Raw genomic sequence first — 13,911 nt, forward strand, 5'->3', positions numbered from 1 at the left:
CTTCATCCACCTCACCGGACGGCGAGTTGCGGACGCGACTCCTGGTTACCCGCTCAGACCCAGACGACCTGCCACTGCTGGTTCGCGACGCCGTTGGCCGGCCACTGGATCACCTTGGCGCCGTCGGTTTTCGAGCTGCCGTCGACGTCCGCGTACCACCCGGTGCGGACGTTCACGAGGGTGACCTGACCGCCACCGGCGTCGACGAGCTTCCACCACTGGTCGTTGCCGCCGGTGTCGGCCCGCTGTTCGAGCTGGGCGCCCTGGGCCGGCCCGGCGGTGAGCAGGAGGCCGCTGTGCCGGGCGGAGAGCCGGAACGAGCCGTCGGGGTTGGGCAGCAGCTGCCACTGCTGGTTGGTGCTGCCCGACCAGGTCCACTGGATGACCTTCGCGCCGTCGGCGGTGCTCGCGCCGTTGACGTCGAGCACCTTGCCGCTGTTGCGGTTGGCCAGCCGGAACCAGCCACCCTGCAGGGACACGGTGAGGTCCGTGCGCTGCCCGGCGGTCAGGGTGAGCTGCCGCGCGTGCGGGCCCACCGGTGACGGGGCGACCGGCGCTGTCGTCGTGATCGACGCCAGGCCGCGGCGGCTGATGAGCGTGACGGTCTGGTCGACGTCGGACGTGACCGACGCGGTCGCCGTGCGGGCGGCCAGGTCCCAGCTCAGGCTGTGCACGCGGATCCGGCCGCGTGCCCGCACACCGGTGATCGTGCCCTTGGTGAGCTGACCCGGCAGGGCGGGCAGCAGTTCCAGCACGCCGGGCCGGGAGTAGAGCAACGCCTCGGCCAGCACGCCGGGGATCGCGTGGGCCGCGTCGGCGTTGTAGATGTCGAGGTTCGGGTTGTGCGAGGTCATCAGCGACCGGAAGACCATGTTGTTGCCGATGATCTTGCGCAGGTTGTCGTAGACCTTGCCGCCGTCCTTGAGGCGCGCGCCCGCCAGTGCGCGGTGCAGGCTGCCGTGGGCGGAGATGTTCTGGTCGCCGCGCACCTCCAGCGCGCGCAGCCCGGTGCGGACGAGGTCGGGCGTCTCCTCGGGGTTGATCTCGTGCAACGGCCAGGCGCCGTACAGGTGCTGCACGTGCCGGTGGTTGTACTGGTCGTTGAGGCCAGGCCACGACCACTCGGCGAGCGCGTTGTCGCTGTTGGTCCGGTAGGCGGGCATCTTGGCCAGCAACGCTTTCCAGCGCCGCACGCCGTCGGGGTCGGCGCCGAGCGTCTCGGCGGCGAAGATCGCGGCCTGGAGGGCGTGCTTACCGGCCATGATGTCGCCGGTGGCGTTGATCGACAGCAGCACGCCGGTGTTGCTCGGCGCGTTCTCCATCGAGAACGACGGCACGAACACGACCTTGCCGTTGGAGTCGGTGCGGGTCAGGAAGTCCTCGTAGAACAGCGCGAGCTCCATCAGCGCCGGGCCGAGCTTGTCGCGCAGGAACGCCTGGTCGCCGGTGACCTCGTAGTACTCCAGCAACGGGTAGAGCAGCCAGTCCGCGCCGCCGGTCCACGTGTGACCGGGGAAGCCGCTGTCGAAGTGCAGCATGTGGCCGTACTCGCCGTCGGTGCGGGACGGGGCGAGGAAACCGCGTGCGCCGTAGAGGTTTCGTGCGTTGGTGCGCCAGTGCGCGAGCTGGCCGAGGATGAGGGTGAAGTAGCCCTGCATCGCCTCGGTGGTGTCGAGGATGTTGCCGCCCGCGACCTGGAGGTTGACGTTGGCGTCGGTGGTGAAGTCGTCGGCCCAGGCACCCGACCACGTGCCCGTCCAGATGCCGGTCAGGCGCGGCGGCAGGACACCGCTGGAGCTGATGAAGAGGTAGCGGCCGGAGTCGTAGAGCCGTTCCAGCAACGCGAGGTCGATGACGCTCTTGTTGTTGTTCTGCCGGGCGATCAGGTCGCTGGTGGGGAGCTTCCGGTCGGCGTCGGACACGCTGAGGTCGAGCCTCGAACGGTCGTACATCGCGGTGTGGATCGCGGTGTGCCGGGGGAGCAGTGTCGCGTAGTCGCCGCTGATGGCGGCCAACGCCGCGTGCAACGGCTTGGCGTCCCAGGCGTTCGGCGACTCGTACCGGTCGAGCTTCGTGAGCAGCAGCAGCCTGCTCGCCCCGGCCACGACGATCGTGGCGCCGCTCGCGGTGACCGACCCGCCGGTGGGGACGACCCTGGTGACACCCTCGTAGCCGAACGCGCCCTGCCCGGACGGGTACGTGCCGCGCAGGTTCAGGTAGCCCGAGCCGTTCGAGACCGTGGCGAGGGTGGTGTAGCCGACGCTCGACGGGGCTCCGTCCAGCGCGGTGTTCACGCTCAGCGTGGTGTCGATCGTGCGGCCGGGCGCGGGCACCAGTTCGTGCACGATCACCTTGTCGGCGCGGGAGACGAACGCCCGGCGCGTCCACGTGCCCGCGCTGTCGGTCCAGCTCGACGTGACCTCCCCGGTGCGGAAGTCGGTGGTACGGCTGTAGTTCGCCACCGTCAGGCCGGACGTGGTGATCCGCAGCTCGTACGCGGGGTGGTAGGTCTGGGTCCAGCGCAGGGACCAGCCGTTCGCGAAGTCCCGGTTCGCACCGGCGTAGTCACCCGCGAGTGCCTTGTCCCGCACACCGTTCAGGCGCCCGGAGAGCACCGGCGGGGTGACCGAACGGGTGCCGTTGGGCAGCACGAGCCGGTGGTAGTTGAAGATCACCTTCTCCGCGGCGGGCGCACCGTGCAGCACGGCGCCGTATTCGCCGTTGCCGGTCAGGAAACCGTCCGTCCACGACGACGCCGGACTCGTGTCGAGGATGCCCCGGTCCGGCACCGCGGCGGCTCTCGCCGTGCCGCCCGGCAACGCCGTGGCTCCGGCGGTGAGCGCGGTGGCGGCGAGGAAACGCCTGCGGTTCAAGGGTGCCACGAGAACTCCTAGTCCTGGGCCTTGCCACCGGTGACGCGGGACAGGGCCAGCGCGATGAGGATGATCGTGCCGTTGAGCGCGCCGATCCACTGGGCCGGGACACCGGCCAGCGTCAGCACGTTCTGGATCATGAACAGCAGCAGGATGCCGGTGAAGGCGCCGAACATCGTGCCCTTGCCGCCGTTGAGGGAGATGCCGCCGATCACCGCGGCGGCGAACACGGTGAAGATGTAGCCGTTGCCCTGCGCGGAGGCGACCGAGGCGAGCCGCCCGGACAGCAGCAGGCCGCTGAGCGCGGCGAGCAGGCTCGCCGTCACGATCACGATCCACAGCACCCGGTCGGTGCGGATGCCCGCCGCCTTCGCCGCGTCGACGTTGCCGCCGATCGCGTAGAGGGACCGGCCGAAGCTCGTGAAGCCGAGCACGACGATGCCCGCGGCGAACAGCAGCAGGCACAGCCAGACCGACGCGGGCAGGCCGAGCCACTCCGCGGTGCCGAGGTAGAGCATGGACTTCGGCAGCCGGAAGAAGGTCTGCCCGCCGGAGACGCCGGTCAGGATGCCGCGCAGGACGATCAGCATGCCGAGCGTGACGATGAACCCGTTGAGCCCGAAGCGGATGATGAACAACGCGTTGATCACGCCGACGATCACGCCGACCGCCAGCGTGATCGGCACCGACCAGCCGCCCGGCACCAGCCCGAGCCCGTGACCCGCACCGACCGGCACGGTGAGCCACGCGGCGATGCCGGGAGCGAGCCCGACCGTGGACTCCAGCGAGAGGTCCATCTTCTTGACGATCAGCACCAGCGTCTGCGCCAGGACCAGGATCGCGATCTCCGACATGGTCTGCAGCACGTTGATCAGGTTGTCGCCGCGCAGGAAGACCGGGCTGACGAGCTGGCCGACGATCGCGATGACGATGATCGCGGGGATCAGGGCGAGGTCGCGCAGGCGGGCGAAGGCGATCCTCCTGCCCGCCCCGGCGGTGGTGGCGGCGGCGGTGTCAGCCATCGAGGTCCACTCCTTCCATCGCGGCCACCAGCCGGTGGTCGTGCCAGCCGCGCGGGATCTCGGCGACCACGCGGCCCTGGAACACCACCAGGACCCGGTCGCACAGACGCAGGTCGTCGAGCTCGTCGGAGGCGATGAGCACGCCCGCGCCGGACTCGGCGATCTCCTCGACCTTGCCGAGGAGGAACTCCTTGGACCGCACGTCGACGCCGGCGGTCGGGTTGATCATCACCAGCAGTCCGGGGTCGTTGGCGAGCGCGCGGGCCATCACGACCTTCTGCTGGTTGCCTCCGGACAGACCGGAGACCGGCAGCTCCGGTCCCGGGGTCTTGATCGCGAGCCGGCCGATCATGTCGCGGGCGAAGCCGTCGCGCCGGCGTCCGTCGATGAACCCGGCGCGGCCCAGCCGGTCCGGGATGGTCAGGGTGCCGTTGTCCGCAATGGACATCTGCGCCACGTAACCCTGGTGGTGCCGGTCCTGCGGCACGAACCCGACGCCCGCCTTCAGCGCCGCGGGCACGCTGCCCGGCTTCGGCCGGGTGCCCGCGATCTCCACCACGCCGCCGTCCGCGGCGCGCAGGCCCGCGATCGTCTCCGCGATCTCGACGCGGCCGCTGCTCGCCGCTCCGGCCAGGCCGACGATCTCCCCGGCGTGGACCCGGAACGACACGTTCTCGTACGCGCCGGCCAGCGACGCGTTCGTCAGCTCCAGCACGGGAGCGGTGTGCACGGCCGGGGCGCGGTGGGCGGCACCGGTCTCCGCCGCCACCTCCCCGGTCATGGCCGCCACCAGGTCGGCTCTCGGCAGGTCGCCGACCGGGGCGGTCAGCACGTGCCGGGCGTCGCGGAACACCGTGACGGTGTCGCAGATCTCGTAGACCTCCTGCAGGTGGTGGCTGATGAACAGGAACGTGACGCCCTGCTGCTGCAGTTCGGTGATCCGGCGGAAGAGCCGGGCGATCGCGGCGGCGTCGAGCTGGGCGGTCGGTTCGTCGAGGATGATGAAGCGCGCGCCGAACGACAGCGCCCGCGCGATCTCCACGAACTGGCGCTGCTCGACGTCCAGATCACCGGCGGGCAGCCGCACGTCCACGTCGACCGACCAGGTGTCGAGCAGCTCCTTCGCCTTGCGGCGCACGGACTTCCAGCTGATCAGCCCGCTGCGGCCGTGGTCGTGCCGGTTGAGGAACAGGTTCTCCGCGACCGTGAGGTCGGGAATGATGGTGGACTTCTGGTAGACGCAGGCCACCCGCTGCCGCCACGCGTCGCGGTCGGTGAGCTTGGGTGCGGGCTCGCCGCCGAACGCGATGGTGCCCTCGTCCGGCGCCTGCAGTCCGGTGAGGACGGAGACGAGGGTCGACTTGCCCGCCCCGTTCCGCCCCACCAGCGCGTGGGTCTGGCTCTGCTCGATCCTGATCGCGGCCTCGTGCAGGGCCACGGTGGACCCGTACCGCTTCGTCACGCCCGTCGCCTCGACGACGGGTGGCGCTGCAACCATGTCGTCCTCTGCTCAGCTGAGTTTGTTGCCCCACAGGGACTTGTCGTCGTGCTTGAGGCTCGGCACGCCGTCGTAGGTGCCGCCGTCGGCGGTCACCAGCGGAGCGGAGAGCTGGTCCTCCAGCAGGCCGTCGCGCACCTGGACGATCGTGCTGTCGTGGTCGGTCTTGCCGGGGCTGAACGTCTTGCCGTCGATCGCGGCCTTCAGGTACTGCAGCGCGAACTTGGCGTAGAGGTCGGCCGGCTGCGAGACGGTCGCGTCGATCTGACCGTCGGCGATGTCCTTGAGCTCCTCGGGAATCCCGTCGTTGGAGACGATGAAGACGTGCTTGGGATCGGTGGGAGGGGTCAGCAGGTTCTTCTGCTTGAGCACCTGCAGCGTGCCGGAGAGGGCGAAGCTCGACTGCATGTAGACGCCCTTGACGTCCGGGTTGGCGGTGAGGTCGGTCTGCAGCTTCTGCGCCGCGACCGCGCCGTCCCAGTTCGTGGCCTCGCCGAGCACGGTGATGCCGGCGTAGTTCTTCTTCATGCAGTCGTTGAACGCCTCGGTGCGGTCCCGGCCGTTGATCGACGCGAGATCTCCCTGCAGCATCACGACCTTGCCCTTGCCGCCGAGCTTCGTGCCGAGGAACCGGCAGGCCTTCTCGCCGTACGCCCGGTTGTCGGCGCGGACGACCATGAACACGTTTCCGCTGTCCGGGCGCGTGTCGACGGTGACGACCGGGATCTTCTTGGCCGCCAGCTGTTCCAGCGTGGGCGCGATGGCCGCGGTGTCCTGCGGTGCCATCGCGACGCCCTTGACGCCCTGGCTGATGAACGTCTGGGCGTTCGCGGTGAGCTTCGCGACGTCGTTCTGCGAGTTGGTGGTCTTGAGCTCCAGACCCAGGTCCTTCGCGAACTCCGGGGTGTACTTGATGTAGGAGTTCCAGAAGTCGGTGTCGGACCGCGGGTAGTCGACGCCGACCACCGCGGCGCCGCCGCCCGTCCCGGAACCCGAGGTGCCGCAGGCGCTCAGGACGGCGGCGAGGACGGTGACGATGCCCAGGCAGGTGCGAGATCTGGTGTGCACGGCGGATCTCCTAACGGGTGGCGGGATCGGAGGCGTGGTTCCAGACGGGTCCGTCGGGGTAGCGGTGCGCGGCGACGGACGCGGGGTGCAGCTCGGCGCTGATGCCGGGCGCCGTCGGCGCGAGGTAGTGGCCGTCGCGCACCTGCACGGGGTCGGTGAAGTGCTCGTGCAGGTGGTCGACGTACTCGATGACGCGGTTCTCGGTGGTGCCGCTGACGGCGACGTAGTCGAACATCGCCAGGTGCTGCACCATCTCGCACAGCCCGACGCCGCCCGCGTGCGGGCAGACCGGGACGCCGAACTTGGCCGCCAGCAACAGGACCGCGATGTTCTCGGTGACGCCGGCGGTGCGGCTGGCGTCGAGCTGCAGGACGTCGATCGCGTCGAGCTGGAGCAGCTGCTTGAACATCACCTGGTTGTGGACGTGCTCGCCGGTCGCGACCTTCACCGGTGCGACCGCCCGGCGGATGGTGGCGTGCCCGAGGATGTCGTCGGGTGAGGTCGGCTCCTCGATCCAGTACGGGTCGTACGGCGCCAGCTTGGACATCCAGTCGATCGCCTGCCGCACACCCCACGCCTGGTTGGCGTCCACGGCGATCCTGATGCCGGGGCCGACCGCCTCACGGGCCAGGCGCAGGCGGCGCAGGTCGTCGTCCGCGTCGGCACCGACCTTCAGCTTGATCAGGGTGAAGCCGTCCGCGACGGCCTCTCTGGACAGCCGGACGAGCTTCTCGTCGTCGTAGCCCAGCCAGCCGGGCGTGGTCGTGTACGCGGGGTACCCGTGGTGCAGCAGGTGCGCGGCGCGTGCGGCGCGTCCCGGTTCGGCGCGGCGGAGGATGTCCAGCGCCTCGTCACGGGTGAGCGCGTCTTCGAGGTAGCGGAAGTCGACGAGGTCGACCAGCTGTTCCGGCGACAGCTCGGAGAGCAACTGCCACACGGGTTTGCCTTCCCTGCGGCCGTAGAGGTCCCACACCGCGTTGACGATCGCGGCCGCGGCCATGTGGATGGCGCCCTTCTCCGGCCCGAGCCACCGCAGCTGGCTGTCGCCGGTCAGCCTGCGGGAGAAGGCGCCGAGGTCGCCGAGGACGTCGTCCACGGACAGTCCGGTCACCAGGGGAGCCAGCGCGCGCACGGCAGCGACCTCGACCTCGTTGCCCCGGCCCACGGTGAACGCGAGCCCGTGCCCTTCCGCGCCGTCGCTCGTGCGGATGGTGACGTAGGCGGCCGAGTAGTCGGGCTCGGGGTTCATCGCGTCGGAGCCGTCGAGCTCACGTGACGTGGGGAACCGCACGTCCACCGCATCGACCGCGGTGATCAGCTCGGTCATCGTTCCCCCTCGTGTGTCAGCGGCGTGTCCGCGATGCAACAGTTCGTAGGCGGACATGGGATGGATTTATAGGCCACTGGCGGTTGGAATGTCCACGGTCGATGGCCAAAGTGCGACCAAATGCAGGTAGCAGCTTTGGATGTCACCTGACGTTCCGTCAGGTGACATCCCATCTCTTTGGCAGAGATGGGATGTCTTGCTACCCTCCTGCGGTGTCACTGACCGACAAGGCCATCGACCGCATCAGGGACCTGATCGGGTCGGGTGAGCTGCCGCCGGGGTCCAAGCTCCCGCCCGAGCAGCAGCTGGCGGCCGAGCTGGGCCTGTCCCGCAACCTGATGCGGGAGGCGGTCAAGGCGCTGGTGGTGGCGCGCGTGCTGGAGATCCGGCGCGGCGACGGCACCTACGTGACGAGCCTGGAACCGGAGGTGCTGCTCGGCGGCATCTCGTCCGCCGTGGAGCTGCTGCGCGGCGACACGTTGCTCGAGCTCACCGAGGTGCGCAGGCTGTTCGAGCCGATCGCGACCGGCCTCGCCGCCACCCGCATCTCCGCCCGCGAACTGACCGAGGTCGAACGGCACCTCGACGCGATGCGCGCGGCCCGCGACGACGTGGAGCTGCTCAACTCCCACGACGCCGCGTTCCACCGCGCGGTCGTCGCCGCCACCGGCAACGCCACGCTGACCACGTTGCTGGAGGGCATCTCCAGCCGCACGATCCGCGCCAGGGTGTGGCGCGGCCTGGTCGACGACCGCGCGGCCAGCCGCACGCTCGCCGAACACGAGGCGATCTACCAGGCGCTGGCCGACCGGGACGCGGCGCTCGCCCAGGCCGCGGCCCTCATGCACGTCAACACCACCGAGCGGTGGCTGCGCGAGCACGTGGGCCGCGGCGACAGCAGCGAGACGCGCTGACGGCGTCCGGGATGAACGGCGCATTTGTCCACCCCAGGTGAACAAATGCGCCGTTCATCGCGAGCCTGCCCGCGAAGGTCGGCGCAACGCGTCGCCGCTTGAGTTCCTGGCATTGCCCCTGAGGTGGATGAAGGCGCCCTTCATCGACGACGAGGAGCGGGCTACGCCGGGTCGTCCAGGTGCCAGACCTCCTGCATCGGTGCCCACCAGCTGCCGGAACCGCGCTCGACCAGGGACTCCTGGCACGGGTCGGTGAGCGTCCACCACCGCTGGGTCTCCGGGTCGGCGGCGATGCGGGCCTGGTCGGCCTCGTGGTCGTCACCGATGTACTCGTAGTAGCCGAAGAGCAGGTCGTCGTGCAGGAAGATCGTGAAGTTGCGCATGTTGGCGTCGAGCATCGTCTTCTCGACGGCGGGCCAGACGGCCGAGTGCAGCCGCAGGTACTCTTCGCGCTTCTCGGGGCGCAGCCGGATGACCATGCCGAATCGCTGGGGTGTCTTCACGTCGGGGGCTCCTCGGGGAAACGGGTCAGGCGTTGAGGGTCTCATCGGGGTGCAGCCGGCGGCCGGCGCGTTCCGGCCGGATGTGCGAACCGCCGGCCAGCGGGTCGGGGATCAGGTGGCTCGCGGCGGCGATGGCCTCCTCGTCGACGCGCAGGCCCAGTCCGGGGGTGTCGCCGAGGACGTAGGCGCCGTCCTCGACGTGCAGGTCCACGGAGACTCCGCACGGGGGCCGCAGGTCCTGCAGTTCGCTCACCAGGTGGTTGGGCACCGACGTGGCGGCGTGCAGCAGGCCGACCGGGGTGGTGCCGATGGGGCTGACGGGCAGGTCGTGGGCGTGCGCGAGAGTGGCGACCCGCAGGAAGTGCGTGATGCCCCAGACCGCGGCCGTCTGCACGATGTCCACGGCGCCCGCCGAGATCAACGCGCGGTGTTGTTCCAGCCCGGTGAGGTTCTCGCCGGTGGCGACCGAGGCGCGGATGCCCCGGCCGACGGCGGCGTGGCCCTCGGCGTCCCAGCGGCGGACCGGTTCCTCGATCCAGGTCAGGTCCAGGGTGCGTTCGATCTCGTTGACGTGCCGCACCGCCTGTTTACGCGTCCAGGTCTCGTTGACGTCGAGCATGACGCTCGGCCGCGCGCCGCGGTTGGCCTTGGCGAGCACGTCGCGGACCGTCGTGAGCCGGTACCGGTCCTGCTCGATGTCGAGGCCGCCCTTCACCTTCGCCGCGCGCAGCCCGAGATCGGCGTATTCCTGGTACGTGGCAACGAACTCGTCGTCGTCCAGCGCGATGTCGAGGGCCGATGCGTAGGCGGGGACACGGCGGTCGCGGCCGCCGAACAGCCGCCACAGCGGTTCCCCTGCCGCCTGCGCCTTGATGTCCCACAGGGCGGTGTCGAGCGCGCCGATGGTGCCGAACACCGCGCCGGCGTGGCCTGCCTTGAACACCTGGCGCAACATGCGGTCGTAGAGGGTGGTGACCGAGCGCGGGTCTTCGCCCTCGATGGCGGCGAAGACGTTCTCGATGTCCGCGTGCGGTCCGAGGCCGACGCCGGTGATGCCCTCGTCCGTCTCGACGACGACGATCGGCACGCGGACGCGGCCGTCGGCGTAGACGCCGTTGGCGTCGCCGACGGGACGGCCCCAGTCGTGGACGGTGGTGAGGGTCCGGTAGTGAGTGATGCGCATGTCAGCCCTTCGTGGACCCGGCGGTGACGCCGTCGGCGATCTGGCGTTGCAGGAACAGGTAGACGACCAGCACCGGTATGGCGGCGATGAGCACACCGGACGCGAACGTGGGGATGTCGTCGGAGTACTGGCCGCGCAACGAGGTGACTCCGACCATGAGCGTGCGGTGCTCGGCGGACGGCATCATCAGCAACGAGATGAGCACGTCGTTCCAGCAGAACAGGGCGTTGAGCACGCCGACGGACAACAGCGCGGGAGCACCGATCGGCAGCATGATCCGCCAGTAGACCCCGTACACCGTGTTCCCGTCGATCCGCGCGGCGTCGACGATGTCCGGTGGCACGGTGGAGTAGTAGCTGGTCAGCAGGAAGATCGTGAACGGCAGGAACTGCGCCACGTAGGCGAGCACCAGACCGGGGTAGGTGTCGATCAGACCGGCGTCGGCCATGATCCGCGCCAGCGGCACCATGATCACCTGGAACGGCACGAACAACGCGGCCAGCACGCCCAGGAAGAGCGTCGACGAGCCGCGGAACGTCAGCCGCGCGAGCGCGAATCCCGCCATCGACCCGAAGAGCAGCAGCAGCGCGACCGAGCACGCCACCACGACCACCGAGTTCAGGAAGTACCGGGACATGCCGACGCTGGTCCAGGCCTTGACGATGTTGTCGAAGCTCAGCGAGTCGGCGAGGGAGAACCGGTCGAGGACGTACTCGCGGCGGGTCTTCATGGCGACGTTGGTGGTGAACACCAGCGGGTAGATCGTGGCCAGGGCGAGCGCGGCCATCGGGACCGCGACGACCCATCTGGTCAGCCGGGGACCGGTCATCAGTCCTCCTTGCCGGCGCGTCGCAGGATGCCGATCTGGGCGAGCCCCACGACGAGCATGATCAGGAACAGTGCGGTGGAGGCCGCGGAGGCGAGGGCGGGCTGGTTCATCTGGCCCTGCTGGATCCAGATGTAGTACTCGGGCAGGTAGGTCGATCCTTCCGGGCCACCGGTGGTCATGACGTAGATGAGACCGAACATCGAGGTCAGCATGCCGATCATGGTGGTGACGAAGACGAACTGGATGGTGCGCGACAGGCCGGGCACGATGACGTGCCGGATGGTCTGCGGCAGCGTCGCTCCGTCCACTTCGGCCGCGTCGAGCAACGACGAGTCCAGCGTGGCGAACCCGGCCAGGAACACGACGAGCGCCATGCCGAACGTCGCCCAGACGTGCACCCCGACGACCGCGAAGATCGCCACGTCCGGATCGCCGAGCCAGTCCACCGGTCCGAGACCCAGTCCGCCGATGAGCTTGTTGAACGGGCCGTCGAACGCGAGCAGCAGGTTGAAGATCGCGCCGACGATCACGGGGGAGAGCACGGCGGGGAAGAAGTAGACGCCGCGGTAGAGCCGGTGTCCCGGCACCTTGAGGTAGATGAAGGTCGCCAGCAGACCGGGGATCGCCACCGCGACCGGCAGCAGCAGGACCAGCAGGCCGACGTTGCGCAACGCCGTGCGGAACAACGGGTCCGCGAACAGCGTCGCGTAGTTGTCGAAGCCGACCGCCATGCCGTTGCGGTCACCGTCACCGGTGAAGGAGAAGTTGATCCCGAGCACCAGCGGCCACAACCGCAGCCCGATGATGATCAGCAACGCCGGCGCGAGCAGCACCAGGGGCGCCAGGCGCTCGGCCCGCAGGCCTCGCCGGCGGCGGCGTGGCGCGGCCTGGGTGGAGCCGGCGTTCCTCCGGGTGGACCCGGCCGCGGCCGGGTCCACAGAGGACAGGGACTGAGCGGTCACGCGATCAGCCCGTCTTGTCGGAGGCGGCCAGCTGCTGCAGCACCTCGTCCACCGTGATCGAACCGCTGAGCAACTGCTGCGACAGGCGTCCCATGAGGTCGATCGTCTTGGATCCCAGTGCGACGTGCAGCGCGGGCTTGCCGGACTTGACCTCCGCGACGATGGTCTTGACGGCCGGGCCGCCCGCGGAGGTGTCGATCGTGGTGTCGGACGCGATCGCGCCCCCGTCGAGGTAGAACGCCTTGAGCGCGTCGGTGGAGGTCAGCGAGTGCACCAGGTCCGCGGCGAGCTTGGGGTCCTTGGTCCACTTCGCGACCGCGTACCCGATGCCGCCGTCGTAGGGCAGGCTCGGCTTCGCCGCCGGGTTGACCAGGGGCGCCTCCATGACGCCGACCTTCTCCGGGGTGAGGAACTCGGCGAAGTCCTTCCAGTGCCCGACGTCGGACATCAGGCCGATGACGTTGGCCGCCTTGGCGGAGTTGAACGCCGCGAACGCGTCGTTGAACATCGCGGTGGAGTTGGCGCCCTCGGTGTTGAGCCCGGAGTCACCGGCCTGCTTCCAGAGCTCGAAGATCTTCTTGACGTCCGCGGAGGTCCAGTCGCGCTTGCCGGCGATCCAGTCGTCGTACTCCTGCGGGGTCAGCACGGCCGATCCCAGTGCGGACAACCAGAACTGGATGCCGATGCCCTCCTTGTTGCCCAGCGCGAAGCACTTCGCCCCGGTCTTCTGGGTGATGACACCGCAGTTCTTCGTGAACTCGTCCCAGGTCTTCGGCGGGGTGTCGGGGCTGAGACCGGCCTTCTGGTAGAGGTCCTTGTTGTAGTAGATCGGATGTCCCTGCAACGTCACCGGTTCGGCGTACACCTTTCCCGCTTTCGTGAACGCGTCCCACCCGGCCAGCCGCGACCGGTCGGCGTCCACATAGGAGTCCAGCGGGGTCAGCGCGTCCGAGCGGTCGCGGATCTGCCCGCCACCGTTGAACAGGATGACGTCGGGGCCCTTGCCGGACTGGATGGCCGCGCCGAGCAGGGTGTAGTACTGGTCGAACGGCTGCGCCACGAACTCGACGTTCACGCCGGGGTGCTTCTTCGCGAAGTCGGCCTTGGCCTTCTGCACGTACCCGGCGGCCTTCGCGTCGCCCGACTTCCAGTCCCAGACCACGAGCTTGTCGCTCGACCCGCCGGACTGCGAGCTCGGTCCGGCGGCGCTCCCGCAACCCGCCGTCAGCGTCAGCCCCGCCACCAGGGCTGCTGACCACCACAGTGTGCGCTGCTTCATTGCTGCTCACTTCTCGAGATGGGGCCGGGCGTCGAGGGCCCGACGAAGTGCTGCTGAACGTAATTCGTATGACGTATTACGTCAACGGCCGATTGTCGGTAGAGTCATCGGCACGCTCCATCGCGTCGGCGAGGGGTGCAACCGGAGGAACGATGACCGCACCACGCCAGCGACCGAGGGTGATCGTGAGCGCCCGTGCCGTGCCGAGCTGGGCGCACCGGCCGGCGAACCTGGCCAGGGCGGTCACGGCCGAGCGCGAACCGGTGCCGCCACCGCATCCGCGAACGCATCGCGGCGCACGACCCGGCCGGTGCCGCCGAAGCCATGTTCACCCGCATCACCAAAGCCTGGCCGGCGCGGCGCGGTGACGTGGGTGATAGGGTCCGTGCGCCACCATGTGTGGTTGTAGGGGCCCGTAAAGCCCTAACCCGACGGCGCGTGGCGGTCACCACA

The 13,911-nt window shown here is 69.4% G+C and carries 11 protein-coding genes; 1 reads left to right on the forward strand and 10 read right to left on the reverse strand.

Annotated elements, in window-relative coordinates; genetic code table 11:
* Positions 1-53: 53 nt before the first annotated feature.
* The 5 genes from ABZV40_RS19385 to ABZV40_RS19405 are packed head-to-tail and all read right to left on the reverse strand — an operon-like array spanning position 54 to position 7,788.
* Positions 54-2,882, reverse strand: a complete 2,829-nt coding sequence (locus tag ABZV40_RS19385) for a glycoside hydrolase N-terminal domain-containing protein (RefSeq protein WP_355442907.1) — start codon at positions 2,880-2,882, stop codon at positions 54-56.
* Between the two features lie 8 nt (positions 2,883-2,890).
* On the reverse strand, positions 2,891-3,895 hold the full coding sequence (locus tag ABZV40_RS19390) for an ABC transporter permease (RefSeq protein ID WP_355442910.1): 1,005 nt from the start codon (positions 3,893-3,895) through the stop codon (positions 2,891-2,893).
* Positions 3,888-5,393 (reverse strand): sugar ABC transporter ATP-binding protein, encoded by a 1,506-nt coding sequence (locus ABZV40_RS19395; RefSeq protein ID WP_355442913.1) that lies wholly within the window; start codon positions 5,391-5,393, stop codon positions 3,888-3,890. Before ABZV40_RS19395 ends, ABZV40_RS19390 begins: the two co-directional genes overlap by 8 nt.
* A 12-nt stretch (positions 5,394-5,405) precedes the next feature.
* The gene (locus ABZV40_RS19400; protein WP_355442916.1) at positions 5,406-6,461 is read right to left on the reverse strand and encodes a sugar ABC transporter substrate-binding protein; all 1,056 of its coding nucleotides are present in this window, start codon (positions 6,459-6,461) and stop codon (positions 5,406-5,408) included.
* A 10-nt stretch (positions 6,462-6,471) separates the two neighbouring features.
* Entirely contained in the window at positions 6,472-7,788 is a 1,317-nt protein-coding gene (locus tag ABZV40_RS19405; protein ID WP_355442918.1) for an L-fuconate dehydratase, read from the reverse strand.
* Positions 7,789-8,000: 212 nt separating this feature from the next.
* On the opposite strand from ABZV40_RS19405, the gene ABZV40_RS19410 reads away from it, so the two are divergent.
* Positions 8,001-8,702, forward strand: a complete 702-nt coding sequence (locus ABZV40_RS19410) for a FadR/GntR family transcriptional regulator (protein ID WP_355442921.1) — start codon at positions 8,001-8,003, stop codon at positions 8,700-8,702.
* A 161-nt stretch (positions 8,703-8,863) separates the two neighbouring features.
* Here ABZV40_RS19410 and ABZV40_RS19415 read toward each other — a convergent pair whose 3' ends face one another.
* From ABZV40_RS19415 to ABZV40_RS19435, 5 genes are read right to left on the reverse strand one after another with little or no spacing between them, the layout of a single operon-like run.
* Positions 8,864-9,205 carry an L-rhamnose mutarotase gene (locus ABZV40_RS19415; RefSeq protein ID WP_355442923.1) on the reverse strand — a complete coding sequence of 114 codons (342 nt, stop codon included), beginning with the start codon at positions 9,203-9,205 and terminating at the stop codon, positions 8,864-8,866.
* Between the two features lie 25 nt (positions 9,206-9,230).
* The gene (locus ABZV40_RS19420) at positions 9,231-10,388 is read right to left on the reverse strand and encodes a mandelate racemase/muconate lactonizing enzyme family protein (protein WP_355442926.1); all 1,158 of its coding nucleotides are present in this window, start codon (positions 10,386-10,388) and stop codon (positions 9,231-9,233) included.
* Between the two features lies 1 nt (position 10,389).
* On the reverse strand, positions 10,390-11,217 hold the full coding sequence (locus ABZV40_RS19425; RefSeq protein ID WP_355442928.1) for a carbohydrate ABC transporter permease: 828 nt from the start codon (positions 11,215-11,217) through the stop codon (positions 10,390-10,392).
* Positions 11,217-12,179, reverse strand: coding sequence for a sugar ABC transporter permease (locus ABZV40_RS19430; protein ID WP_355442931.1), 963 nt, complete (start codon positions 12,177-12,179; stop codon positions 11,217-11,219). Before ABZV40_RS19430 ends, ABZV40_RS19425 begins: the two co-directional genes overlap by 1 nt.
* 4 nt (positions 12,180-12,183) lie before the next feature.
* Positions 12,184-13,458 (reverse strand): extracellular solute-binding protein, encoded by a 1,275-nt coding sequence (locus ABZV40_RS19435; protein ID WP_355442933.1) that lies wholly within the window; start codon positions 13,456-13,458, stop codon positions 12,184-12,186.
* Between the last annotated feature and the right edge of the window lie 453 nt (positions 13,459-13,911).

The sequence above is a fragment of the Lentzea sp. NPDC004782 genome (assembly GCF_040609115.1).
GTDB lineage: Bacteria > Actinomycetota > Actinomycetes > Mycobacteriales > Pseudonocardiaceae > Lentzea.